22 protein-coding genes and 1 other annotated feature are annotated in these 25,087 nt (G+C 32.0%); of the genes, 19 read left to right on the forward strand and 3 right to left on the reverse strand.

Translation table 11 applies throughout. The annotated features are described in order from the left end of the window. Nucleotides 1-48 precede the first annotated feature (48 nt). The 15 genes from J2Z43_RS06620 (at nucleotide 49) to J2Z43_RS06690 (ending at nucleotide 18,201) form a co-directional block, all read left to right on the forward strand. Nucleotides 49-696 (forward strand): MgtC/SapB family protein, encoded by a 648-nt coding sequence (locus J2Z43_RS06620; protein WP_209456462.1) that lies wholly within the window; start codon nucleotides 49-51, stop codon nucleotides 694-696. Between the two features lie 120 nt (nucleotides 697-816). Continuing rightward, nucleotides 817-1,665, forward strand: coding sequence for a DegV family protein (locus tag J2Z43_RS06625; RefSeq protein WP_209456463.1), 849 nt, complete (start codon nucleotides 817-819; stop codon nucleotides 1,663-1,665). Between the two features lie 22 nt (nucleotides 1,666-1,687). Further along, entirely contained in the window at nucleotides 1,688-3,472 is a 1,785-nt protein-coding gene (gene pepF, locus J2Z43_RS06630) for an oligoendopeptidase F (protein WP_209456464.1), read from the forward strand. A gap of 199 nt (nucleotides 3,473-3,671) precedes the next feature. Then, nucleotides 3,672-4,502, forward strand: coding sequence for a phosphate ABC transporter substrate-binding protein (locus J2Z43_RS06635; protein ID WP_209456465.1), 831 nt, complete (start codon nucleotides 3,672-3,674; stop codon nucleotides 4,500-4,502). Between the two features lie 358 nt (nucleotides 4,503-4,860). Next, nucleotides 4,861-5,790 (forward strand): phosphate ABC transporter permease subunit PstC, encoded by a 930-nt coding sequence (pstC, locus tag J2Z43_RS06640; RefSeq protein WP_209456466.1) that lies wholly within the window; start codon nucleotides 4,861-4,863, stop codon nucleotides 5,788-5,790. Continuing rightward, complete coding sequence (gene pstA / locus J2Z43_RS06645; protein WP_209456467.1) at nucleotides 5,791-6,615, forward strand: phosphate ABC transporter permease PstA; 825 nt, start codon at nucleotides 5,791-5,793, stop codon at nucleotides 6,613-6,615. A gap of 15 nt (nucleotides 6,616-6,630) precedes the next feature. After that, complete coding sequence (gene pstB / locus J2Z43_RS06650; protein WP_024621654.1) at nucleotides 6,631-7,395, forward strand: phosphate ABC transporter ATP-binding protein PstB; 765 nt, start codon at nucleotides 6,631-6,633, stop codon at nucleotides 7,393-7,395. Between the two features lie 32 nt (nucleotides 7,396-7,427). After that, nucleotides 7,428-8,081: a phosphate signaling complex protein PhoU gene (gene phoU, locus J2Z43_RS06655; RefSeq protein WP_209456468.1), complete on the forward strand. Its 654-nt coding sequence runs from the start codon at nucleotides 7,428-7,430 to the stop codon at nucleotides 8,079-8,081. 139 nt (nucleotides 8,082-8,220) lie between these two features. Beyond that, nucleotides 8,221-9,108: an FUSC family protein gene (locus J2Z43_RS06660; protein WP_209456469.1), complete on the forward strand. Its 888-nt coding sequence runs from the start codon at nucleotides 8,221-8,223 to the stop codon at nucleotides 9,106-9,108. Between the two features lie 133 nt (nucleotides 9,109-9,241). Continuing rightward, nucleotides 9,242-10,639: a [Fe-Fe] hydrogenase large subunit C-terminal domain-containing protein gene (locus tag J2Z43_RS06665; RefSeq protein WP_209456470.1), complete on the forward strand. Its 1,398-nt coding sequence runs from the start codon at nucleotides 9,242-9,244 to the stop codon at nucleotides 10,637-10,639. A 99-nt stretch (nucleotides 10,640-10,738) separates the two neighbouring features. Continuing rightward, complete coding sequence (locus tag J2Z43_RS06670; RefSeq protein WP_209456471.1) at nucleotides 10,739-11,569, forward strand: polysaccharide deacetylase family protein; 831 nt, start codon at nucleotides 10,739-10,741, stop codon at nucleotides 11,567-11,569. 146 nt (nucleotides 11,570-11,715) lie between these two features. Next, nucleotides 11,716-11,937, forward strand: a binding site (T-box leader). A 56-nt stretch (nucleotides 11,938-11,993) separates the two neighbouring features. Then, entirely contained in the window at nucleotides 11,994-14,657 is a 2,664-nt protein-coding gene (locus tag J2Z43_RS06675) for a valine--tRNA ligase (protein ID WP_209456472.1), read from the forward strand. A 274-nt stretch (nucleotides 14,658-14,931) separates the two neighbouring features. Next, the gene (locus J2Z43_RS06680) at nucleotides 14,932-15,642 is read left to right on the forward strand and encodes a LytR/AlgR family response regulator transcription factor (RefSeq protein ID WP_234926127.1); all 711 of its coding nucleotides are present in this window, start codon (nucleotides 14,932-14,934) and stop codon (nucleotides 15,640-15,642) included. 224 nt (nucleotides 15,643-15,866) lie between these two features. After that, the gene (locus J2Z43_RS06685; RefSeq protein ID WP_209456473.1) at nucleotides 15,867-16,880 is read left to right on the forward strand and encodes a S8 family serine peptidase; all 1,014 of its coding nucleotides are present in this window, start codon (nucleotides 15,867-15,869) and stop codon (nucleotides 16,878-16,880) included. 22 nt (nucleotides 16,881-16,902) lie between these two features. Further along, nucleotides 16,903-18,201 carry a bifunctional folylpolyglutamate synthase/dihydrofolate synthase gene (locus tag J2Z43_RS06690; RefSeq protein ID WP_209456474.1) on the forward strand — a complete coding sequence of 433 codons (1,299 nt, stop codon included), beginning with the start codon at nucleotides 16,903-16,905 and terminating at the stop codon, nucleotides 18,199-18,201. Between the two features lie 93 nt (nucleotides 18,202-18,294). On the opposite strand, the gene J2Z43_RS06695 is transcribed toward J2Z43_RS06690, so the two are convergent. After that, a complete protein-coding gene (locus tag J2Z43_RS06695) occupies nucleotides 18,295-18,540 on the reverse strand; it encodes a TIGR03905 family TSCPD domain-containing protein (protein WP_209456475.1) in 246 nt (81 codons plus the stop codon). A 163-nt stretch (nucleotides 18,541-18,703) separates the two neighbouring features. On the opposite strand from J2Z43_RS06695, the gene J2Z43_RS06700 reads away from it, so the two are divergent. Further along, nucleotides 18,704-19,570: a YncE family protein gene (locus J2Z43_RS06700; RefSeq protein ID WP_209456476.1), complete on the forward strand. Its 867-nt coding sequence runs from the start codon at nucleotides 18,704-18,706 to the stop codon at nucleotides 19,568-19,570. Here the strand turns inward: J2Z43_RS06700 and J2Z43_RS06705 are convergent. After that, nucleotides 19,554-20,108 carry a DUF4364 family protein gene (locus tag J2Z43_RS06705; RefSeq protein WP_209456477.1) on the reverse strand — a complete coding sequence of 185 codons (555 nt, stop codon included), beginning with the start codon at nucleotides 20,106-20,108 and terminating at the stop codon, nucleotides 19,554-19,556. The two genes, J2Z43_RS06700 and J2Z43_RS06705, sit on opposite strands and share 17 nt — an antisense overlap. Nucleotides 20,109-20,264: 156 nt before the next feature. Beyond that, on the reverse strand, nucleotides 20,265-20,489 hold the full coding sequence (locus tag J2Z43_RS06710) for an alpha/beta-type small acid-soluble spore protein (RefSeq protein WP_027701095.1): 225 nt from the start codon (nucleotides 20,487-20,489) through the stop codon (nucleotides 20,265-20,267). A gap of 347 nt (nucleotides 20,490-20,836) precedes the next feature. Between J2Z43_RS06710 and J2Z43_RS06715 the strand changes: the two genes are divergently transcribed. The 3 genes from J2Z43_RS06715 to prdC all read left to right on the forward strand — a co-directional run bounded on the left by J2Z43_RS06715 (nucleotide 20,837) and on the right by prdC (nucleotide 25,077). Further along, nucleotides 20,837-21,598 (forward strand): polysaccharide deacetylase family protein, encoded by a 762-nt coding sequence (locus tag J2Z43_RS06715; RefSeq protein WP_209456478.1) that lies wholly within the window; start codon nucleotides 20,837-20,839, stop codon nucleotides 21,596-21,598. Nucleotides 21,599-21,686: 88 nt separating this feature from the next. Further along, nucleotides 21,687-23,444, forward strand: coding sequence for a sigma-54 dependent transcriptional regulator PrdR (gene prdR, locus J2Z43_RS06720; protein WP_209456479.1), 1,758 nt, complete (start codon nucleotides 21,687-21,689; stop codon nucleotides 23,442-23,444). Between the two features lie 346 nt (nucleotides 23,445-23,790). Further along, nucleotides 23,791-25,077 (forward strand): proline reductase-associated electron transfer protein PrdC, encoded by a 1,287-nt coding sequence (gene prdC / locus J2Z43_RS06725; protein ID WP_327786943.1) that lies wholly within the window; start codon nucleotides 23,791-23,793, stop codon nucleotides 25,075-25,077. Nucleotides 25,078-25,087: the final 10 nt, after the last annotated feature.

The raw sequence follows: 25,087 nt of genomic DNA on the forward strand, positions 1-25,087 counted from the left end.
ATATTGATAATTATATAAGATATGAATAAAAACTAAGGGGGGCACAATATGAATACGTTGGAAATAGTTTCTAAATTAGTGTTAGCTTTAGTCCTTGGAGGGCTAATAGGATTAGAAAGAGAGAAGATACATCAGTTTGCAGGATTTAGAACCCATATACTAATCGCCCTAGGGGCATGTATATCTGCAATAGTATCTATACAACTTGTAGCTGATTATGCAAGCAGTGATCCTTCTAGAATACCAGGTCAAGTTTTGACAGGGATAGGGTTTTTAGGTGCAGGAGCGATATTAAAGACTAAGGGCGGGGTCAAAGGTCTTACAACTGCCGCAGGAATGTGGGCAACTGCCTGTCTAGGGCTGGCTATTGGATGTGGGTATTATACACTATCTATATTAGGTTGGCTTTCTATAGTGATTACTCTATTTTTACTTAGAGTTGGTTCTGAATTTTTATTTAGACATGAAAAAAACACTGTGAGGATAAAAGTTGATGATTTAAAAATGCTTTCTATTATATGTAAAAAATTAGAAGAAGGGCAAATTGTTGTAAAAAATATCAATGTAGAGTGCTGTAATAGCGAGTCTTGGGAACTTGTGTTAACGGTGCTTCATGATAGGAGAATAGTTTTAGGACTTATAACTAACGAAATTACAAACCTAGATGGTATAATAGGTATAGAGTATTCCGAATAGATTTTAGAATATACAAAAAATAAAGATGGAATATTTTGACCAAAATGTATAGAATATAAGGTATATCAAATAATAAAAATACAATATAAATATATTACAAATGAGACTGAGGTGTAGAGTTTGAAAAAAGATATTAAGATTGTGACAGATGGATCTTGCGACTTTCCAAAAGAAATATTAGAAAGAGCAAATCCGGACTTAGTAGGGATAAATGTTTCTTTTGGAGATGAATCTTACGTTGGAGGATTAGAGATTGATGATGTCACTTTCTATGAAAAAATGAGGTCAAGTGCTGAATTACCAAAGACGTCTAGCCCTTCACCAGAAAGATTTATAGAACTTTTCAAAAATGAAAATCACGAAGAGCTATTAGTAATAACATTGACTTCTAAACTATCTAGTACTTACAGCAATGCGGTTCTAGCTAAACAATTATACCTAGAAGAACATCCAGAAAAAAGAATTGAAGTAGTAGATAGTAAAAGCGGATCTATAGGAGTTGCACTTATGATTTCAAAGTGTGCAAAACTAATAGAAGAAGGTAAAAGTATGGATGAAATACTTGAAGATATAGAAAGACAGCAAAAGGATATCGTATTCTATGGAGTTTTAGATACTTTAGAAAATGCTGTTAAAGGCGGTCGAGTTAATCCTATTGCAGGAAAAATAATCAGTGTATTAAATTACAAAGTTTTGATTAAAATAGATGAAGGTCTAGTAAAGCCTATAGACAAAGCAAGAGGGGAAGTCAACAGCCTTAAAAAGTTATTCGAATATGTGAAAAATAGCGTCGGAGATGTTACTGGTAAGTCTGTTACAATTGCACATTCAAACTGCCCAGATAAAGTAACAAAAATAAAGAGGTATATAGAAGATCATTATGATTTTAAAGAGATATTAACCGCAAGTATAGGACCTATAATGGGAACATTTACATCAGAGGGAGCGATACTTGTAGCTGTCTTATAACATTATAAAAGGAGTGTTAGTATTGGGAACAGATAGAAGTAAAATAGATGATAAATTTAAATGGCAACTTGATAAAATGTATTCGAGCAAAGAAGCCATTGATAAAGATATAAAGACTGTAAAAGAATATATAAATGAAGTTAAAGAGTATAGAGGTAAATTAGGCGAAAATAAAGAAAACTTTTTAAATGCACTTAGCGTTTTTGAGAATGCGTCGAGATTAGTTCAGAATTTATATGTTTACACGCATATGAAGCAACATGAAGATACTAGAATCAATATATATCAAGGAGATGCTTCAAGAACAGAAATGCTATCTGCTGAGCTAAGCATGGCAACATCGTATATAGTACCTGAAATAATAGCTATGGATGAAAAGGTGCTAAATGAGTTTTTAAAAGATGAAAAAGTTTCTTTCTATAAAAAGTTTGTCGATGATTTGCTTAGAGATAAACCTCATACACTTAGCGAGAGAGAAGAGGAGCTTTTGGCAGCAACATCAGAAATATCATCAGTTCCAGAAAATGTATACGATATGCTTGCTTATGCAGACATGGAGTTTCCAGAGATAGAAGACGAAAATGGAGAAAAGGTTAGATTATCGCATTCAAATTACTCTCTTTACATTAAGAGCAAGGATAAAAGAGTTAGAAAGGATGCTTTTGAGGCAGAGTTCAATACTTATGGAATGTATAAAAACACCTTTGCATCGACTCTTTACGGAGCTATAAAATCTGAAATATTTTATGCTAAAGTTAGAAATCACAAATCGGCGATAGAGGCATCTCTATTTGAAGACGATATAAATGTAGAGGTTTATGACAACTTGATTTCAGCTATAGATGAAAGTTTACCTACTCTAAATAAATATATTGAATTAAAGAAAAAATTCTTGGAACTAGATGAAATACATATGTATGATCTGTACGTTCCACTTACTGATAAATACGATATAAAGATACCGTATGAAGAAGCTCAAGACATAATTTTAAACGCTTTAGCCCCACTTGGGGAAGACTATCTAAATGTAATTAGAAAGGCTTTTTCAGAGGGCTGGATAGATGTATATGAAAATGAGGGTAAAAAAGGTGGAGCATACTCTTGGGGTAGCTACGGATCTCATCCTTATATACTTATGAGCTATAAAGATGATCTAAACTCACTGTTTACATTGATACATGAGCTTGGTCACTCAGTTCATAGTTATTATTCAAAATCTACACAACCTTATATATATTCTAGTTATAAGATATTTGTAGCAGAGGTAGCATCTACTTTAAATGAGTTGCTTTTAATCAATTATTTACTAGAAAAATCAGACTCAAAAGAAGAAAAAATATATCTTTTGAACTATTATCTAGAACAGTTTAGAACTACAGTTTATAGACAGACTATGTTCGCTGAGTTTGAGAAGATAACACATGCTAAGATAGAAGCAGAAGAACCTCTTACAGCAGAGGAATTTACAAATATATACTACGATTTAAACAAGAAGTACTATTCAAAATCATCAGTAGTAGATGAATTAATAGGATTAGAATGGGCTAGAATACCACATTTTTACTCTAACTTCTACGTGTATAAATACGCTACAGGATTTTCAGCAGCAAGTGCATTAAGCAAACAGATTTTAACTGGAGAAGAAGCTGCAAAAGAAAGATATATAAACTTCTTGAAGAGTGGAGGTTCTGATTATCCACTTAATCAGCTAAGAGGTGCTGGAGTTGATATGGAGAAAAAAGAATCAGTAGAAGAAGCGATAAATGTATTCAAGAGCTTAGTAGATGAATTAGAGAAAGAACTATAAAATATAGTGTAAATTTATTTTTAATTTATTTATAAGTATTAAAAGATAATTTTAAGGATAATAAAAATTTAAAAAATATAGGATTGGCTGTATTTACTTTTTCTTAACAAGTATGTAATATCGGCTTAACAAAAATTAGTTATTATGTAAATATAGCTTTATTTATATAATAACTTTTTTTATGGGAGGAAAAACATCGATGTTTAAATATAAAAAGGCACTATTTTTGATTGTAGTGCTATTGGCAGGAGTTTTATTTGTCGGATGTAGTAAAGACAATAATAGAGGAGAAAGACAAAAAGTGACAATATCTGGGTCTACATCTGTAGGGGCTGTAATGGAACCTCTAGTAGAAGAGTACAAAAAAACATTGAGCAATGATATAGATTTAGAAGTTCAGCAAATAGGTTCTTCATCTGGAATAAAAAATACTATTGAGGGAACATCTGAGATAGGTATGACATCGAGAGATTTAAAAGGCGATGAGAAAAAAGCGGATTTATCGGAAACAAAGATTGCCCTTGATGCAATTGCCATAATAACAAATGGAGATAACAAAGTAAGCAATTTAACTAAAGAGCAAGTTAAAGATATATTTACGGGTAAAATTTCTAACTGGAAAGAGTTAGGTGGTCACGACAGACCTATAGTAGTGGTTTCTAGAGAAGATGGGTCTGGAACGAGAGAAGGATTTGAATCAATAGTAGGATATGGCCCAGAAGAACTTATTAAAAGTGCACTTATAAGTGATGGTTCTGGAAATATCAAGACGACAGTATCAAACAATAAAAATGCAATTGGGTATATCTCACTGGGATATGTGGACAAGTCTGTTAAGAGCGTATCAATTGATGGAGTTGTCCCTAGTAATGAAAATGTAAAAACACATAAATATGCTATATCTAGACCATTTCTACTTATATACAAAGATGAAAAGCTTACAGAAGAAGGTCAGAAATTTATAGACTATATACTTGGTGAAGATGGTCAGAAAGTAGTCGAAAAACATGGATTTGTAAGTATAAAATAGTAGTTAAATATTTTTTTGAAAATTATTTAATAGAGGATTAATTGAAGCTTGATTTGGGTAATCTATACTATAGATATTGTTAATTAAGGCTGTTATTTCAAGTGAGATAGCGGCCTTGTTTGCGATCGAAAAGTAAATTTAGGCGAAATATTTTAACAAATGCCTACATTATCATTCGATATTTGGAGGAGCGACTTATAAACCTTAACGAACTTTACGGATGCTTAACTTCTCTATAACATCAATTTAACTTTAAAAATATAAAATAAAGATAGATAATACATACAAAAAATAAACTTAAACAAGCAGAGTATTATAGCTTCTTAAATATAGTAGGTGTTTGTAAAGGAGGATATAAATGTTGGCAAAATCAGGAAATGTTAAATTTGAAAAAAAAAGCGTAAGTAAATCACCAAACAAGAATAAGTTGAAGTATTTGACTGATGAAATCGCTGAGCATGTATTTATGATCAGTGCACTCTTAGGTGTAGCGTGCTTATTTATAATAATAGGCTTTGTATTTTACAAAGGGTTAAAGCCATTTATATTTGAACATTACTCGTTTACAGAATTTTTATTTGGAAATGAGTGGGTGCCTTCGATAGGTGTTTTCGGAATTTCACCGATGATAGTTGCATCAATAGTCGGTACTTTAGGAGCTCTTTTTATAGGAGTTCCAATAGGAGTTCTTACAGCAGTGTATATCGCAGAATTAGCACCTAAAAAAGTAGCTAAGATAATTTCACCAGCAGTTGAGCTTTTAGCAGGTATACCATCAGTTCTATACGGTATATTTGGAGTTGTAGTAATTGTGCCAGTTATTCAAAGTGTATTCAATGCGCCAAAGGGACAAACTTTATTGGCGGTTATAGTGGTGCTTTCAATCATGGTATTACCTACAATAGTATCTGTATCAGAAACGGCTATAAGAGCGGTGCCTAAAGTATATAAAGAAGGTTCGCTTGCACTTGGTGCATCTAAGATCGAAACAGTGTTTAAGGTAGTTATACCTGCAGCTAAATCGGGAATATTATCTGCTATAGTTTTAGGATTAGGAAGAGCTTTGGGAGAGACAATGGCTATAATATTAGTTGCGGGAAATTCAACTATACTGCCAACATCCTTACTAGACAGTGTAAGACCTCTTACTACAAACATCGCTCTTGAAATGGGTTATGCGTATGGAACTCATCAAGACATGTTATTTGCAGCAGGTGTAGTGTTATTTGTATTCATATTAATGTTAAATCTTATATTAAATAAAATTTCCAACAAGGTGGTTAAATAAATGAGAAAGTTTAAAGAAAACTTACTAAAAGCGTTAATATTTTTATCAGTGTTTTTTACAATCGCATGTTTAGTGTCAATAGTTGGTTTTATTTTTATAAAAGGTATGTCGAAGTTAGACTTGCAGTTCTTGACTAGTGGATACTCTTCAAGTGGAGCTGGTGGAATTCTTCCTATGATTATAACAACACTTTACACTGTAGCTGTATCTATTTTAATAGCAACACCTCTAGGCATACTAAGTGCCATATATTTACAAGAGTATGCAAAACAAGGCAAGCTAGTTACAATAGTTAGATTTGCAACAGAGGCATTAGCAGGTATTCCATCTATAATATACGGATTGTTTGGGGGAATATTCTTTGTAGTTACTCTAGGTATCGGATACTCGATACTAGCTGGATCACTTACATTATCTATAATTATACTTCCAGTTATAATTCGTACTACTGAAGAAGCTCTAAAGACAGTACCGCAAGTGTATAAAGAGGGGTCTTTAGCTCTTGGAGCGACAAAATTTCAAACTTTGTACAAAGTTATACTTCCTAGTGCAATACCGGGAATATTATCTGGTATAATATTATCAGTAGGTAGAATAATAGGCGAGTCTGCTGCAGTGCTTTTAACAGCAGGTACGGTAGCAAATATGCCAGGTGGAATTTTCGACAGTGCGAGAACTTTGACAGTTCATTCATATCTGCTTACAAAAGAAAGTGGAGATATATCAGCAGCAACCGGCGTCGGTATAGTTTTAATAGTTCTAGTCTTTGTACTAAACATTTTAACAAAATTTGTAGTTAAAAAGTTCAATAGAGCTAATTATTAAACGAGAGGTGTAACTATGTATTTGGACAACAATATGAAAATTAGTGTTAAAGATTTAAATTTATTTTATGGAGAAAAACAAGCTCTAAAGAATATAAGCATAGACATAAAGGAAAACAAAGTAACTGCTTTGATAGGTCCATCAGGTTGCGGAAAGTCTACTTTTTTAAGAACCTTAAATAGAATGAACGATCTTATTGAAAATGTTACAATAGACGGAAAAATAGTGATTGATGGAAAAGATATTTACGAGTCTCAAGATGTTATAGATCTTAGAACAAAGGTAGGTATGGTATTTCAAAAGGCGAATTTGTTTCCTATGAGTATATATGATAATATAGTTTATGGGCCTCGTATACAAGGGGTAAAGGACAAAAAAGTATTAGATAAAATAGTTGAAGAGAGTTTAAAAGGAGCGGCTATTTGGGATGATGTAAAAGATAGTTTGAAATCATCAGCTTTAGGCCTATCAGGAGGTCAGCAACAACGTATATGTATAGCTAGAACTATGGCGATGAAACCAAAAGTTATACTAATGGATGAACCGACTTCTGCATTAGATCCAATTTCTACAGCTAAGGTAGAAGAGCTTATAGCAAGTTTAAAAGGACAGTATACAATAGTTATAGTTACTCATAATATGCAGCAAGCAGCTCGTATATCTGATGAGACAGCGTTTTTCTTAAATGGAGAGATAATAGAATTTAGAGATACTAAAACTATGTTTACCAATCCTACTGATAAGCGTACAGAAGATTATATAACAGGTAGATTTGGTTAATAATTTTATATTAAATAATTGGAGAGTTAAGTATGAAAATTAATAGTTTGGATGTAAGCATAGACAATTTAAAAGAGTACATCATCACTATGATGGAAAAATGTGAAGTGGCGATAGATAAGTCGGTTACTTGTATGGTAAACAGAGATATAGAAGGTGCAAAAGAAGTTATAAAAGACGACGATATTATAAATGAGTTAAGAGAACAAATAAGAAATAAAAGTATTGAGCTTATAGTTTTAAAGCAACCTATGGCTAGAGATCTTAGGATTATATACGCATTTGCAAATATAGCGATAGAACTTGAGAGAATAGGTGATTATGCAGCAAATATTTCAAAAGAAATGTTGGAAATCGTAAAGGAAGCGTATATAAAAGACCTTATAGATATACCTAAGATGTCTGAAGTATGCGTAGAGATGTTGGCTAAAACGAGACATTCACTAGAAAATCTAGACACAAAGCTTGCTTATAGTATTGGTGATATGGATGATGAAGTAGATCATTTATATACCCTTGTTAAAAGAGATTCACTTGGTATAATGCACAGAAAACCTGAGACTATAGATCAAGGAGTTAAACTTCTATTTATAGGTAGATATTTAGAGAGAATAGGCGATCACATAACGAATGTATGCGAACAAATTATATATGCAGTAGATGGAGATATGGTTGAGATAGGTTAACCTTATCTCTTTTTTTATTTATTTTGAAAGTTTTGTATATGTTTCTGGAAAATGAAAAAAATAACGTTATGTGTTATACTAATAAAAAGGTATTAAAAAGGACATTATTTAAATTAATATCTTTTTGGAGGTTATTGTTTTGAGAATACCAAAATTGGGAATGAGAACTATAAAGACTGGGATAGCTGTATTCTTCTGTATGTTACTTGGGAAATTTGTAGCAGAAAATTTATTTTTTTCAGCAGTTGCATGTATTATTTCGGTTCAAGATACTGTAAAAGGGTCTCTTAAATCTGGATTTAATAGAGTTGCGGGGACTATATTGGGCGGTATTATTGGATTTTTATTTGCTCTTATAAAGCCGGGAGATCCGTTTTTATGTAGTATTGGTATAATAATTACAATATATATCTGTAATCTCTTAAAGGCAAATACTATTGTAGTAGGATGTGTTACATTTTTAGCAATACATCTAGGAGTTGGAACAAGCGACCCAGTATATTATTCTATCCACAGGGTTTTGGATACATCTGTTGGAGTAGTATTTGGTGTCGTTGTAAATTACGTACTTGCCAGACCAAATTATTTTGATAATACATTAGATAAATTTAAGATGATTGAAAATATGACTCTTGAATGGGTTAAGAATAGAATAGTCGATAAAGAAGAAAAGGATGCGTCTGAGATAAAAGAGGTAATTAGAAGATTAGAGAGCATTTACTCAAAGTATTTGGATGAAGTAGACTATAGTTTAAGTCAAGCTAATGTGGATATATTAGAAAAAACTATAAATACATGTAGAGAAATTTACTTTCATATGCAGTCAATATGTTTGCTTGAAGATAAACTGTACTTGAAAGAAGAGACATATAATTGTTTGAAGGACACTTTTGGCGTAGAAAAACTTGACTGGACCATTGACGAGGAAAAAAGTCCGGTATTCAATTATCACCTTATGAAAATACTGTGTGAGATCGAATTTTTAAATAAATTGAACACTTCTATAACTTTAGAGGAAGATTTATAAAATATGTAAATAAATTAGGGTATTTCCGGAAACATTATACTTATATTGAGTATAAATCCAGGAAATACTTTTTTTGTTTTAATATAACTATGTGATAAATAGAATAAATTGCTCAAAACCAAGGAGGAAGTTTATGAATAATGTAGAAAGCGAAGTAAAAATACTCGACAAGTATAAGATGATGATCTTCAATGAGCTAGTAAAGTCCATATGGTACGATAAGACTGACGATATAGATAAGATACCAGATAGAATTTTAAATGAAGACAGCACTTATGAAGAAAAGTTTGATAAACAGACTATAGTAAATCTAATAAGAATAGTAATGGGCTTAGAGGCGGCTGATGATTCACCTAAAACTATAAAAGATATACTACAAGAGGCAAAAGACTTAGGAGAAATTAAGGAACCAATAGTTTCGGTAATAAAAGATGCGTGTAAATACTGCGATCAAAACAATGGAGAAGATGAATCGTGCACGGTTAGGGATAAACATATGAGTCACCATGAAGAATCCTCTTGCAGCACGTGTGGAGACTGTATATCTGCATGTAAGTTAGGAGCTATATCGGACAAAATACAATTTGTTCCTATGATTGATCTGCTCAAGGATGATAATAAACCTGTGTACGCTATAGTTGCACCTGCATTTGTAGGACAATTCGGCAACGAAGCTACTCCGGGAAAATTGAGATCGGCTTTAAAAGAGATGGGATTCAAGGATATGGTAGAGGTATCTCTGGCCGCTGACATGTTGACTGCCAAAGAGGCCTATGAATATCAACACCATATAGAAAATAAAGAAAGTGGGTACTTTATAACAAGTTGCTGTTGTCCAATTTGGGTCAGCCTAATACAACACAGTTTTCCTGAGATAATAGAAAATGTATCTCCGTCTGTGTCACCGATGGTGGCTTGTGGAAGGGCAATCAAATTTTTAGATCCAGACGCAAAAGTAGTATTTATAGGACCTTGTATTGCGAAGAAAAAAGAGGCTATTTTAGATGATATTAAAGACGCAGTTGATTTCGTTTTAACATTTAAAGAATTGGAAGAAATCTTTGACGCCCTTGAGATAAAGCCTGAAGAACTAGAAGATGAAGAGAGAACTGAAGCTTCAGCGGCTGGTAGAGTATATGCTAGAACTGGTGGAGTAAGTAAAGCAGTAGAGTCCTCGGTTAAGAGACTGAATAAAGATATACCATTTGTGGCTACTTCATTTGATGGAGCTAAAAACTGTAAAGAGGGCATGAAGAAAGTAATTAATAAAGAGCTTGAAGCTACATTTATAGAAGGAATGGGATGCGTAGGAGGATGTGTTGGAGGTCCGAAAAGGATTCTTAGTGTAGAAGAAGGGACTCAAAATGTAAACGACTACTGTGATGCTACAAATATGGAAACGCCATTTGATAACGTTAATGTACTTCAATTCTTAACATCGCTTGGTATAAAAAGGTTAGAGTCTTTAGGTGAAAAAGAAGAAGAACAAGTCAAAAATATATTTAGTAGAGACTTTGAAAATAAAAAATAGTTCGAATATAGTTATAAACCTTGTGCATTTACAATAGAATATTAAAAAAGGCATTATTTTAAGCTGTTCTAATGTATGTAGTAGAGGGAGATTTGGGGGATGAATTTAAAAAACAAGAAGACGATTATTAGTTTGATTATTGGTCTAGCTGTTTTTATTAGTTTTATTGGTGTAAGAGCAGTCACTAAGCAAGGTGATAAAAGTGTACAGACTTCAACAGCAGTTGAGCTCGATAAAAAAGATGTTGACCTAATTTTACAAAAGAAGACCCTGAGTGAGATAATGTACGATACTTCCCAAGAAAAAAATAAAGGACCTGGAGCTACTCCAAAAAAAGTGGCTTACATAACAATAGATGATGGTCCTAGTAAATTTACTAATGAGTTATTGGATATACTAAATGAAAATGATGTCAAGGCTACTTTCTTTCTCATCGATAGAAATATGAAAAACTATAAAAAAGAAGTCAAAAGGATAGTAAATGAGGGCAATAGTTTAGGATTTCACAGTGTATCGCACGATGTAAAAATGCTTTATAAGACACCTCAGGCAACTTTAGATGAATTTGAAACTTGTAAAAATACTATGAAAGAAATAAGTGGTCAAACATCTAATTTAATAAGGTTGCCGTATGGAAGTAAGCCGTATATGCCAGAGAGTTCTTATAAAAAGCTAGTTGCCAATGGATACTTGATTTGGGACTGGAATTTAGATACACTTGATTGGAAATCCAGTGAGGATCAGATAGTCAGCAATGTACTTTATTATGGCAGAGATAGGGATGAACTTGTAGTTCTCATACATGAAAAAAAGCAGAGCGTAAAAGCTCTAAGCAGTATCATAGAAATTTTAAAAAAGAGAGATTACACAATTCTTCCTATAAGTGAAAATGAAATTCCTAAAAACTACTGGAGAGAGAATTTGCAGTAATTTTTAAATTGAGTATAAGGTCTATAAGATAAACTAAAGATAGCCTATACAAAAATATATTACTTATAATAACTGATTTAGAAAATTCTGAAAATAAACAAAAAGTAATTGACAAAACGAATAATAGTTGTATAATAGTAATTACATTAAATACTATGATGAAGAGGAGTAAGTAAAAACTGCTTTAAGAGAGGGAAATTCACCGGCTGAAAGATTTCCTAGGTACAGATTTACTGAAGGTAGCTTCGGAGTTTCTAAACTGAAATAGTAGTAGGTTTAGACGGGTTGAACCGTTAAATTCATTTGAGAGCCAAAGTATATAATATGCTTTGGAATTAAGGTGGTAACGCGAGCTTTTCGTCCTTTGTTGGACTTAAAGCTCTTTTTTATTTCTCGAAAATTAATACAATAGGAGGTAAAATTTATGAAAGAAATCAATATGGCAAAAACGTACAATCCAAAAGATTTTGAATCAAGACTGTATAAGACGTGGATGGATAAAGGATACTTTAAGAGTTCACCAAATCCTGATAAGAAGCCTTTTACAATAGTTATGCCGCCACCAAATATAACTGGACAGTTACACATGGGGCATGCACTAGACAACACTCTTCAAGATATACTTATCAGATGGAAGCGTATGGATGGGTTTGAAGCACTTTGGATACCAGGGACTGATCATGCGTCTATAGCGACTGAAGTTAAGGTTGTTGAGAGAATCAAAGCAGAAGAGGGAAAAACTAAGTACGAACTTGGAAGAAAAGAGTTTTTAAGCAGAGCTTGGGACTGGAGAAATGAATTCGGTAGAAAAATAGTAAATCAACTTGAGCAACTTGGAAATTCATGTGACTGGGATAGAGAGAGATTTACAATGGATGAAGGATGTAATAAATCTGTTACTGAATTCTTCGTAAAACTTTATGAAAAAGGTCAAATATACAGAGGAAATAGAATAATTAACTGGTGTACAGATTGTAAGACTACACTATCTGACGCCGAGGTTGAATATGAAGATCAAGATGGAAACTTCTATCACATAAAATATCATCTTAAGGATAGCGATGATTTCTTAGAAATAGCGACTACAAGACCAGAAACTATTTTAGGTGACTCTGGAATAGCAGTAAATCCTGAAGATGAAAGATATAAAAAATATATCGGAAAGACCGCAATACTACCGCTAGTAGGGCGTGAATTAAAGATTGTAGCGGATGATTATGTTGACTTAGAGTTTGGAACTGGTGTAGTTAAGATGACTCCTGCGCATGATCCTAACGACTTTGAGGTTGGGCAAAGAAATGGCCTAGAGCAGATAAATGTAATGAATGAAGATGGAACTATGAATGAACTTTGTGGAAAATACGAAGGCATGGATAGATTTGAATGTAGAAAAGCCATAGTTAAGGATCTTGAAGATGCTGGATACTTAATAAAAATAAAAGAGCACGACCACAATGTTGGTACATGTTATAGATGTCATACTGTAGTAGAGCCAAGATTATCTGAGCAATGGTTCGTTAAGATGGATGAGCTTGCTAAACCAGCTATAGATATATTAAATAATAAAGATCTTCAATTTGTACCAGACAAGTTTGACAAGACTTATCTACAGTGGCTTGAGAATATAAGAGACTGGTGTATTTCTCGTCAGTTATGGTGGGGACATCAAATACCCGCGTATTACTGTCAAGATTGCGGAGAGATAATAGTAGCTAATTCTGCACCTGAGAAATGTAGTAAGTGTGGAAGCGCTGATTTAAAACAAGATGAAGATGTTCTTGATACATGGTTTAGTTCTGCACTTTGGCCTTTCTCTACTCTTGGATGGCCTGATAAAACTGAAGAATTAGATTACTACTATCCAACAAGTGTACTTGTAACAGGTTACGATATAATTTTCTTCTGGGTAGTAAGAATGGCATTTGCAGGTATGTTCTGTATGAATGAAAAGCCATTCGATCATGTATTAGTTCACGGGCTTGTAAGAGACTCACAAGGAAGAAAAATGAGTAAATCTCTAGGAAATGGTATAAATCCACTTGATATAATCGGTGAATTCGGTTCGGATGCGCTAAGATATACATTAATAACAGGAAATTCCCCGGGAAATGATATGAGATTCTACATGGAAAGAGTAGAATATGCTAGAAATTTCGCAAATAAGCTATGGAACGCATCTAGATTTGTATTTATGAATATAGAAGGCGATGAATTTAAAAATATAACTAGAGAAGATGTTAAAGACAGTTTAACTCTAGGAGATAAGTGGATAATATCTAGAGCTAACAACTTAGTTAAAGAAGCTACTCAAAATATGGATAAATTTGATCTAGGAATAGCTCTACAAAAAATTTCGGATTTCACATGGTCAGAGTACTGTGATTGGTATATAGAGATTGTTAAACCGAGACTTTATGGAGAAGATATAGAAGCTAAAAAATCAGCTCTTTATACATTAACTTATGTTTTAGAGAAAGTATTAAAATTACTTCATCCGTATATGCCATTTATTACAGAAGAAATATACACTCATATACCTAATTCAGAAGGATTTATTATTGTAGCGGATTGGCCTAAATACATTGAAGAAGATTGCATGGCAAAAGAAGAAGACATGATGGAAACTATAATGAGTGGAATTAGAAGTATAAGAAACGTTAGATCAGAAATGAATGTTCCGCCATCTAAGAAAGCTAAAGTTATTATAGTTCCTAATGAAGATGCAAAAGAAGCTTTTGAACTAGGAAAGGATTATTTTACTACTTTGGCTTCTGCTTCTGCGGTAGAAATAACAGGAGACAAATCTGGAATACCAGAAGATGCTGTAAGTATTGTTAACGATGGAGGAGAAATATTTATACCTCTTGCAGAACTTGTAGACTTCGAAAAAGAAATAGAAAGACTTTCAAAAGAAAAAGATAATATAGAAAAAGAGATAAAGAGAGTAAATGGAAAGCTTTCAAACCAAGGATTTTTAGCTAAAGCACCTCAAAGCTTAGTAGATGAAGAAAAGGCTAAAAAAGATAAGTTTGAGGAAATGCTTAAATCAGTAGAAGAAAGACTTGTAAATTTACAGGAGAAAAACTAATTAATTTATCTTATGTAAAAAGACAGCTTATGGTTTCAATAGACGTATCAAATTATATTTGGTACGTCTATTTCCTTTTAATATAGCCTAAAAACTCGTGTAATTACAAGCTTTTGAAAAATGAAATTTTTATGGTAGTTGAATTTTACATAGTCTGAATATATTGAAATAAGCGCATATAATGAGTGATATAATTGTCAATATATGTTAAAATCTATTTAAATAGAACTTATCATGTTGATTGAAGTATAGTAATTGACAATTGGGGTGATTAATGATGTTAACAGTATTAATTTGCGATGATGAGGCCGTAGCCAGGAAAGTTGTAAGAGATCTGACAGATAGTGTTCTCAAAAACAGAAACCTTAAATATGAAATCATAGAATTCGCTTCAGGTGAGAAATTAGTAGATAATTATCCCAAAGATGCTGATCTTATATTGTTAGATATTCAAATGAATAAGATGGATGGTATTGAAACTGCAAAAGAAATTAGAAAATTTGATAAAAAAGTTGAAATAATTTTTATGACTGCTTCTGCTGATTACGCAAGGTATGGATACGAAGTAAACGCATATAGATATTTGATGAAATGTCAAAGCTATGAAGAGTTTAAAGATAATTTGAATCCTTGTATTGACATGTTACTCGAGAAAAAAGACGAGTATTTACTGCTTAATAGTAAAAAAGAGTCAACAAAAATTATTGTAGATGACATTCTGTTTATTGAAACTGACAGAAGAGATGTTGTTATTCATACTGAATATAGAGATTATAGACATAGCATGAGTATGAAACAGATAGAGAAGATGCTAAATCAGAAGAAGTTCTATCGATGTCATACTAGTTATATTGTTAATTTAATAAAGATTGATATAATCGAAAACAATACGATCACACTGGGAGATAATTTGATTCCAATTAGTAAACACAGATTGAAGGATTTGAAGATTAAACTAGCTTCAGCGTTAGGGGCAACATTGTAGATATATATAGCTATTTGGTAGTTTAATAGATCCTATTTTTTATTAAGAGTAATGTTTGATTTATATGTATGTTTGTATTCTTTTTTAAAGTTTTTGTATTTAAAAAATATATTAGAGGGGTAGACGAATTCTTTTTATAAGTTTACGTATTTTTTAGCTGCATTATTAAAGTTTGATGGGTGTAGATCAATAGTAAAAATCTTAATGATGGGGTGTCTATTTATATGAATGATAGAGTAAAAGTAGCAATTTTAGATACAGGTATTTATAGGTATCACGACTATTTAAAAGATAATAAGATTACAGGAATAAGTTATGAGTGTATCCACAACTATATGTTTGAAACAGATAGCTATGGTGATGAGAATGGACATGGAACAGCATGTGCATCTATAATTAAAAAAGAACTTAACAATGTAGAGTTAATTGCAGTAAAGGTACTAGATAAGTTTGGAAATTCAAATTTAGAGCTTATTGAGGAAGGATTGCGCCTCATATTAGAAAGCGATATAAGAATAGTTCTTATGAATATTACGGTAAAAGACGGCAAAGATATCAAAAGACTACATGAAATATGTTGTGAGCTTTATGAAAAGGATAAAATAATTATATGTCCTACAGATAATACAGCTAATGAAAGTTATCCAGCTGTTTTTTCAGGTGTTATAGGCGTAAAGGGTAGTATACTAAATAAAAAAGATATCTTTTGGTACAATGAAAAAGCAAATATACAGTGTGTGATAGATTCAAACGCAAGGATGGTTTGCAATACAGATAATAACTATACTCTATCTGACCGTTGCAATAGCTATGCAGCTGCAATGTTAACAGGTAAAGTTGCAAGGCTATTATACGAAAATCCAATGTTATCGTTTGAGAGTTTAAATAAAAAGCTTGAAATTCTATCTAAGAAAAATAATTGGACTAGCAGTGATTTAAAAGAGGCCCAAAGGAACCCGGATTTTAAAGTTGGCCTATACAAAAATGATAATCAATTATTTTTAACTGTTGTAGGTATTATCAAAGAGTTTTTAAATATACCAAAAGAAGATAATTTTATTTATGAATGTAGTTTGTTCAATAAATATATTGGTTTAAACAGAAACAATTGTTATTACTTATTGAGAAGGTTTGAAGAATGTTTCGGTATTGAGTTTGATTTTATGAATATAACAAGACACGATTTATTATCAATATATTCTATTACAGAGCTTGTTGAGACGTATATAAAAGGTTAATGGTTAAAGTGGAGGAAATAAAATGAATTATGATGAAGCATTAAAGTATATTTCGAATACTAATAGGTTCGGAATGAAATTAGGTCTAGAAACTATAACTAAGTTGTTAGAGTTGCTAGGAAACCCTCAAGAAAATTTAAATATAATTCACGTAGCTGGGACAAATGGAAAGGGATCAGTCTGTTCATTTATATCCAACATACTAATAGATGGAGGTTACAGTGTAGGTCTTTACACATCTCCTTATTTAGAAAACTTTACTGAAAGAATAAGAGTAGATAAAAAGGAAATACCGAGAGACGAGGTTGCAAGAATAGTACAACTAATAGATGAAAAGATTTCTATTATGTTAAAAGAAGGCTATTCAAGTCCTACAGAGTTTGAAATAGTCACAGCTATGGCATTTTATTATTATAATTATTGTAAAGTAGATTATGTAGTACTGGAAGTTGGACTAGGCGGTAGATATGATGCAACTAATGTAATAAACAGTTCATTAGTTAGTGTAATAACATCGATAAGCTTAGATCATATTGGGGTATTAGGTGATACAATCCCAAAAATAGCATACGAAAAAGCCGGTATAATCAAAGAAAATGGTGCGGCCATTGTTTACGGACAAAAAAGAGAAGCGGAAGAAGTAATTAAAGATATTTGTAAACAAAAAAATGCAGAGTTTATAGGTGTTGAGTTTGGATCCATAGAAGTTGTTAAAAGCGATGTAAAATCACAAGTATTTAACTATACTAGCTCTGATTCTAAGTATGAAAATATAGAGATAGCCCTTATTGGAGAGCATCAGATCAAAAATTCAATACTTGCTATAAATACAATAGAGTACTTAAATAAAAATCATAAAATTAATATAAGCATAGACAATATAAAAAGCGGGCTACTTAAAACAGAGTGGCCAGGTAGAATTGAAGTTATAAAAGAAAAACCTCTATTTATAATAGATGGAGCTCACAATTTAGATGGAGCAAAGTCCTTGGCTAAAGTGTTAGAAAAGAACTTTTCGGGTAAAAAAGGTATTTTGATTATAGGGATGTTGAAGGACAAAGACGTGGACAGTGTCTTAGAAGTATTAACTCCATATTTTAAAAAGGTAGTAGCTACATATCCTGTAAGTGATAGATCTATGGAAACGGAATTACTAAAAGAAAAGATTTCTAAATATGTAGAAGATGTTGTTGCAATTGAAAATATAAATAACGCTGTAGAATACGCTATTGGTAAATCAAATGAAGACGATGTAATAATTGCAGCAGGATCATTATATATGATAGGTTCGATTAGAACAATAATAAAAGAAGAAAATTAATGCCTAGAAGTACAGGCAATTACAGATAAGTAAGATAAGTATAAAGTTAAATAAAAATTATACAGTAAAAATAAAAAAACAGTCACTTTAATATTAAAGTGACTGATTTATTGCTTTTGATAGCTGGTCTGGACATGAAGTCGATTTATCACCACAGTGAATTCCTTCAAGTTTAGTAGCTACATCTTTTGCGTCTTGTCCAATTATTAGGCTCTTTAGTCCTGATAAATTTCCACTACATCCGCCGATAAATTCAGCGCTTGTAATTATATTGTCTTCATCCACTTCAAAACTCATTTCTCTGCAACATACTCCAGATGGTTTAAAAACTATTTTCATTATTAAGTCTCCAATTCTATGATATTTTTATATATTGATATTAACATGATACCAACTTAATTATATTATTGCAAATTAAATTAATTGATAACATTATTGCCTTTGATATCATATTTATTTAAGTATGTATATATAATTTAGGGGTTGTGAGAGGAGGTTTAACTTGAAAATTTATATTTCTAATTATTTGTCAAAGAGCATAAGTGTAATAGACAGAAAAACACTAGAATTAGAAAGAGAGATTCTCCTTGACGAAAATATTTACCCTCATCATTTTTGCATTGATAAAGATAAAGACTATATCTATGTGCCAAGTCTTACTGATGGAGTACTGTACGTTTTAGATTTATCGAGTGGGAAAGTTGTTGAGAGTGCATCGATAGGAGGAAGCTTAAATCAAATTTTGCTAAATGATGACGATATATTTATATCCAATGGAGATTCAGACAGCATTTATGTATTAAACAGATCGACACTTGAACCTGTGGCTGTTATAAAAGTTGGTGAGATGCCACATGGATTTGATTTTAGTAAAAGAGATAAGAAGTTGTATGTTCCATCTAATGACTCCATCTCATGTATAGATATGATAGATAAATATGTAGAAAAAAGTGTAACTGTAAATTATAAACTGTGGCATTTGAGGTTAGATCATTTAAATGGAGATATGTATGTTCCAACTCTTGATGGAAAAGTTGTGATATTTAATAAAATTAATCTACAGATTAAAGAAGTAATGGATAATTTCCTATTGCCTGTAGAAGTTAGGTTTAATTATAGTAGAGATAAGATATATATAACAGATTTAGGATATGGATGTGTAAAAATATTTGATTATAAAACTAGAGAACAAATTGACGATATAGGCGTGAACGGAGTTCCTCAAGGTCTTGCAATACCGGAAGATGAAGAAATTCTTTTGGTGTCGGATACGAATAGAAACTGTATTAATGTATACGAAACCCATAATCACAGTTTACTAAAGACTATTAAAGTAGGCAAAGAGCCTACAGCTATATTGTGTCTGTAGGCTCATTTGTATCACGAACAAGTAAGTCAATTACCTGAGCGTACATGTAAGAAGCATTGTTTTTCCAATTGTTACAAATTAGATTTGCCTGTTTCTGAGACGAAACATTTAAATTTAAATCTATTAAATTCGATTGATTTTCTATAACTCTTAGATTTACGATAAATTCGTTTTCACTTTGTTTTACAAAGCTCGATTTCACCTGGGTTTCATTTAAAAGACTTTCACCGTTTACATCTATATAATGGTCAACTTTTTCAGTTACGTTTTCAGGTATCCTTGTAGAAAAACACTCAAGAGTTTCTAACCCTTTTTGAGTAAGCGTGTAGTACTCTCTGTCGTTTTTTTTGTGGATCTTTAAAAGTTTTGAATCCATCAGTTGAGATAGCATCTGTTGAAGTGAAAAATAATTTATCATTTCTGTCTCAAGAACAACTTGTGTTATTTGAGAGTTAGTCAAATCAGTTTTAATTTTCCTTAAAATATATAAAACTAAAAGCTTGTGGTATGCTAATTCCTCAGATGAGTTTTCAAACATACTTATCATCCTCCAAAACTATTTTACAATCTATTATTATATTAAACTAAAAAGTGAAAAATTGAAAGTACATTTTAATGATAATTCATAATGTTTGTTAAAGATAAAAAATAGGGTACCTAAAAGGTACCCTATTTTTCCTGGATGTCAAAATTACTACTTATTCCAGTTATTTTCAGCCAATTGTTTTTCACCCATTTCAACTAATCTCTTAGTCATATATCCACCAACATATCCATTCACTCTAGATGGTAAATTACCTTTATCTATATTATCGTAGTTAGATAAACCTAATTCATTAGCTATTTCCAATTTCATTTGGTTTAAAGCAGCTTTGGCTTCAGGTACAACTGTTCTGTTGTTTGAACTTGAATTTGTCATAGTAATTATCCTCCTTAATTGATGTCAACAACACTTTTATAAAAGAGATATCAAGCTTGTAAACGATGTTGTATGAAATGCATGCTTAAATTGTCCAAGAACATACTTTTTACGATGGTGCCTGACAACTTTTTTATCAATGTGATGTTAATAGTAATTTGTCCAAATGAAATGCAATATATACTGAGAAAGATAGGTAATAATGTAAAAAAAATTAAAAATTAAAGTCATATAACCTATTAATTTAAATTTTAATATTAATTAAATAGGTTATATGAATTAACAGTAATTTTTTGTGCATTTAAAAAATAAGTTTAAATATACGGTATTTTTAATGGAGGGATTATATGAGATCAAATTTTAGAAGGACCAAAGTATTGATAAATAGTGTAGTATACTTTTGTATACTTATTGGATTAGTTTTTTCTTTTTCTTATGGTATTAAATACTTTAATGATGTAAATGATAATTCTAAAATGGCGATTTATAGAGTTGATACTAATGAAAAAAAAATTGCCATTACTTTTGATGTTGCATGGGGTACTGATAATATAGATAAAATAATGGATATTTTGGAAAAGCACAATGTAAAAGCAACATTCTTCTTAGTTGGAAGCTGGATAGATGACAATAAGGAGTACACAAAAAAAATATCTGCAAACGGTCATGAGTTAGGTAGCCATTCGAATACACATGCAAATATTAAAGAGATTTCAAAAAAAGACATTGAAAATGAATTAGAAACTACTAGAACAAAAATAAAAGAAGTAACTGGTGTAGACACAATGCTTTTTAGACCACCTTATGGAGATACAGATTCTAAGTCTTTAAAAGTATGTGAAGAACTTGGATATAAAGTAGTAAAATGGGATTTGGATTCAACAGACTGGAAGGAAATAGGCGCAAATCATGTAATTGAAAAAGTTGTAAAGGATGTTAGACCTGGATCTATTATACTTTTTCACGCCGATGTTGAAGGAGTAGAAAACTATTTGGATACAATTCTTACTACACTTGAAAGAGATGGATATAAAATAGATAACGTGTCAAATGTTATATATAAAGATAATTACACAGTAGATTCGAATGGCGAACAGAAGCGAAAATAAATAATTAATAGCAAGAAATCTATTTTTTATATTTTTACTGTAGATTGTGTTAAAATTAAAGTATACATCAATCGGGGGAGGGAAAGTTATGTTTTCTATTCCAGAAGTAAAAAAAGTAGAAGAAGTAATGGATTTGAAAATCGCATCTGTAAATACTAATTTGTCTATTCAAGATGTTATAAACGAAATGATAAGGACAAATAGAAAAACTTTAGTTGTAATAGATGGCCAGAAAGATTTAAAGGGTATTATATCTATGACTGATATACATCATCTAGATAACCGTAAAGAGAGCAAAAGCAAAACAGTAGATCAAGTTATGAAGAAAAATGTGATCACTGTAGAAAAAGGAATTAATCTCGACGAGTGTAGAGACCTAATGATAAAGAATGAAATAGGTATACTTCCTGTAATGGAAGATAAAAAGATTATTGGAGTGCTGACACAAGAGCATATCAGAGACTATCTTTACATGAATTTAGAAGACTATGGAATAACTTTGAAGTATATCATAGGCGAGATAAAAGAAGGTATATGCGCTATAAATAAAGAGGGCGTAGTAATACTATGGAATAAATTTATGGAAGAGCGTTACAATATTAAATCTGAAGAAATAGTTGGAAGTAAGATGAGCGATTTTTTAGAGGGAACGGTCTCTGAAAAAGTACTGAATACTAAGAAGAGCATGAGCGATGTATACTACACATATAAAAAGAAGGGAATGCACGGACTTGTTCATGCTAAACCTATATTTTTCAAAGATGAATTTATTGGAGTTGTCTGTACGGAAGTCGATGTAACTGAAGCTAAAAATTTATCAATAGAACTAGAGCAAACTCACGATAAGTTGAAATACCTACAAGATGAGGTTAAAAACCTATCAAAGGGAAGTTTTAACGATATATTAGGAAAAAGTTACAAACTAGAAAAGGCTAAGTCAATTGCAAAACAAGTCGCAAAGACCAACAGTAGTATATTTATTTGCGGAGAAAGTGGTACGGGAAAAGAAGTTTTTTCTAGAGCAATCCACGATTACAGCAATAGAAAAGGCCAATTTATACCAGTTAACTGTAGTGCTATTCCAAATGAACTATTTGAAAGTGAGTTTTTTGGATACGAATCAGGTGCATTTACAGGAGCAAGCAAGAAGGGGAAGTCTGGAATTTTCGAATTAGCCAGAGATGGAACAGTATTTTTGGATGAGATTGCAGATTTACCGTTAAATATGCAGGCGAAACTTCTTAGGGTGCTTCAAGAAAAGGAAATTAGAAGAATCGGTGGGGATACTACAATAAAAATAAATGTAAGGGTTATATCTGCCACTAACAAAGATCTTGAGGCCATGGTGAAAGAAGAAACATTTAGAGAAGATCTATACTATAGATTAAATGTAGTAGAAATAAATATACCGCCGCTTAGAGAACGTAAAGAGGATATAGGTTTGTTAGTACACAGTTTTCTAGAGGAAATTTGCTTACAAAATAACAAACCTATTTTAAACATTACTAAGGAAGCGTTTGAAGTATTAGAAGCTTGCAGGTGGAAAGGAAATATAAGGGAGCTTAGAAATACTATTGAAAATATTGTAGTTCTTTCTAATTCGAATACAATAGATGTAGATGACCTCCCGAGCTATTTAATCGAGCAGACGAAACAGATAGCTATTGAAGAAGATTATCCTTTAGATTTGACTACAGCCACTCAACAACTAGAGATAAAAAATATTAATAAAGCTCTGAAAATGGCTAATGGCAATAAGGCTAAAGCCGCTAAGATATTAAATATACCCAGAACAACACTATATTATAAGATAGAACAATACAATATAAAATTCCAGAAAAATTAAAATGTCGAAAAATAGACATATGACTAATTCTTGACGAAATATGAAAAAAAATTAACGATCTAGTAAATTCATGGGTTTGACGATTTTTTATCAATAAATTTGATCATTAATACAACAAAAGTGTCCAAAATCCGACAAAATGACCCTGTAAAGACTAGAATCTCTAATGATTTATTTCGTTAAATTTATGATGAAATTAAAAAAGGAAAAATTTAAAATATAGCAAACACCTTAATAAATGCTATAATATAAAATGTCACTATAGAAAAAAACTTTAACTGATGAAGTTGGCACGCAAGTTGCTTAATATATTCTGTAGTGATAAATTTAGGAGGGGGTGATTACAATCGTACTTAGATTAGAACTAAGACAACACGTAGGAGCACCATGTAAACCAATCGTTGAAGTAGGACAATCTGTTAAAAAAGGACAACTTATTGCTGAACCAACGGGACTTGGAGCCAATATTCACTCAAGTGTATATGGTAAAGTAGTGGACATTACAGATGCTTCTATATTTATAGAGGCTGATGAAGATCAACCTGAAGAATTTGTAAAAATAAAAGATACTGACACTTACCTAGAAGCTATACAAGAAGCAGGTGTAGTTGGATCAGGAGGAGCAGGATTCCCTACTCATGTTAAATTAAAAGGTGAATTACCTGGTGGAGTAGTTATAGCAAACGCCGCTGAGTGTGAACCAATTCTTGAACACAACATGAGATTCATGGAACAGCACCCAGAAGTAATAGTTAAAGGTTTAAAATACATGCTTGAAATTACAAAAGCTGATAAGGCGTATATAGCTATAAAGAAACATCATAAAGAAGCTGTCGATGCTTTAGAAAACGCTTGTAAGAACGAGCCTAAGGTAGAAGTGAAGTTTTTATCTAATATGTACCCAGCTGGTGACGAGAGAGTTATCATAAGAGAACTATTAGGTGTAGAACTTGTACCTGGTCAATTGCCACTTGAGGCAAATGCAATAATATCAAATGTTGAGACTATAAAAAATATAGTTGCTGCAATTGAAGATAGAAGACCAGTTATAACTAAAGACTTAACTGTAGCAGGAAGAGTTAAAGGCGCTGAAAACGAAGGTCATGTATTTTTAGATGTTCCTATAGGGATGCCTGTAAAATACTTTATAGAAGAAGCCGGTGGATTTGTTAAACCATACGGGGAAATCGTTTTAGGTGGACCTTTCACAGGTAAACACGGTGAAGAAGATAGCCCTGTAGTTAAGACACTTGGTGGAATATTAGTTTCTATGCCATTCCCAACAACTAAGAAAAAGTTAGGAATAATTGCATGTGAATGTGGAGCTCAAGAGCAAAGATTAGAAGAAATAGCTTCTATGATGAATGCTGAAGTAGTTGCAGAAGAAAGATGCAAGAGAATGGTAGAAGTTAATGGAAGATATAGATGTGACTTACCTGGAATCTGTCCAGGACAAGCAGAAACAGTTCTTAAGCTAAAAAGTCAAGGCGCTGAAGCTGTACTTATAGCTAACTGTGAGGATTGAACTAACACAGTGATGCAAGTGGCACCTAGGTTAGGATTGCCAGTATACCATAGTACAGACCATACATTAAGAGCGGCTGGACATAGACTATATAGAAGAAAAAAATAACAGAGGAGGT

Origin of the sequence: Metaclostridioides mangenotii (genome assembly GCF_017873185.1) — a bacterium.
GTDB lineage: Bacteria > Bacillota > Clostridia > Peptostreptococcales > Peptostreptococcaceae > Metaclostridioides > Metaclostridioides mangenotii.

Excerpts from the sequence above, each read along its gene's own strand:
- J2Z43_RS06620 (WP_209456462.1), top strand. The coding sequence starts at position 49 with ATGAATACGTTGGAAATAGTTTCTAAATTAGTGTTAGCTTTAGTCCTT.
- J2Z43_RS06635 (WP_209456465.1), top strand. The coding sequence starts at position 3,672 with ATGTTTAAATATAAAAAGGCACTATTTTTGATTGTAGTGCTATTGGCA.
- pstC (WP_209456466.1), top strand. The coding sequence starts at position 4,861 with ATGTTGGCAAAATCAGGAAATGTTAAATTTGAAAAAAAAAGCGTAAGT.
- pstA (WP_209456467.1), top strand. The coding sequence starts at position 5,791 with ATGAGAAAGTTTAAAGAAAACTTACTAAAAGCGTTAATATTTTTATCA.
- pstB (WP_024621654.1), top strand. The coding sequence starts at position 6,631 with ATGTATTTGGACAACAATATGAAAATTAGTGTTAAAGATTTAAATTTA.
- phoU (WP_209456468.1), top strand. The coding sequence starts at position 7,428 with ATGAAAATTAATAGTTTGGATGTAAGCATAGACAATTTAAAAGAGTAC.
- J2Z43_RS06665 (WP_209456470.1), top strand. The coding sequence starts at position 9,242 with ATGAATAATGTAGAAAGCGAAGTAAAAATACTCGACAAGTATAAGATG.
- J2Z43_RS06670 (WP_209456471.1), top strand. The coding sequence starts at position 10,739 with ATGAATTTAAAAAACAAGAAGACGATTATTAGTTTGATTATTGGTCTA.
- J2Z43_RS06675 (WP_209456472.1), top strand. The coding sequence starts at position 11,994 with ATGAAAGAAATCAATATGGCAAAAACGTACAATCCAAAAGATTTTGAA.
- J2Z43_RS06680 (WP_234926127.1), top strand. The coding sequence starts at position 14,932 with ATGATGTTAACAGTATTAATTTGCGATGATGAGGCCGTAGCCAGGAAA.
- J2Z43_RS06685 (WP_209456473.1), top strand. The coding sequence starts at position 15,867 with ATGAATGATAGAGTAAAAGTAGCAATTTTAGATACAGGTATTTATAGG.
- J2Z43_RS06690 (WP_209456474.1), top strand. The coding sequence starts at position 16,903 with ATGAATTATGATGAAGCATTAAAGTATATTTCGAATACTAATAGGTTC.
- J2Z43_RS06695 (WP_209456475.1), bottom strand. The coding sequence starts at position 18,540 with ATGAAAATAGTTTTTAAACCATCTGGAGTATGTTGCAGAGAAATGAGT.
- J2Z43_RS06705 (WP_209456477.1), bottom strand. The coding sequence starts at position 20,108 with ATGTTTGAAAACTCATCTGAGGAATTAGCATACCACAAGCTTTTAGTT.
- J2Z43_RS06710 (WP_027701095.1), bottom strand. The coding sequence starts at position 20,489 with ATGACAAATTCAAGTTCAAACAACAGAACAGTTGTACCTGAAGCCAAA.
- J2Z43_RS06715 (WP_209456478.1), top strand. The coding sequence starts at position 20,837 with ATGAGATCAAATTTTAGAAGGACCAAAGTATTGATAAATAGTGTAGTA.
- prdR (WP_209456479.1), top strand. The coding sequence starts at position 21,687 with ATGTTTTCTATTCCAGAAGTAAAAAAAGTAGAAGAAGTAATGGATTTG.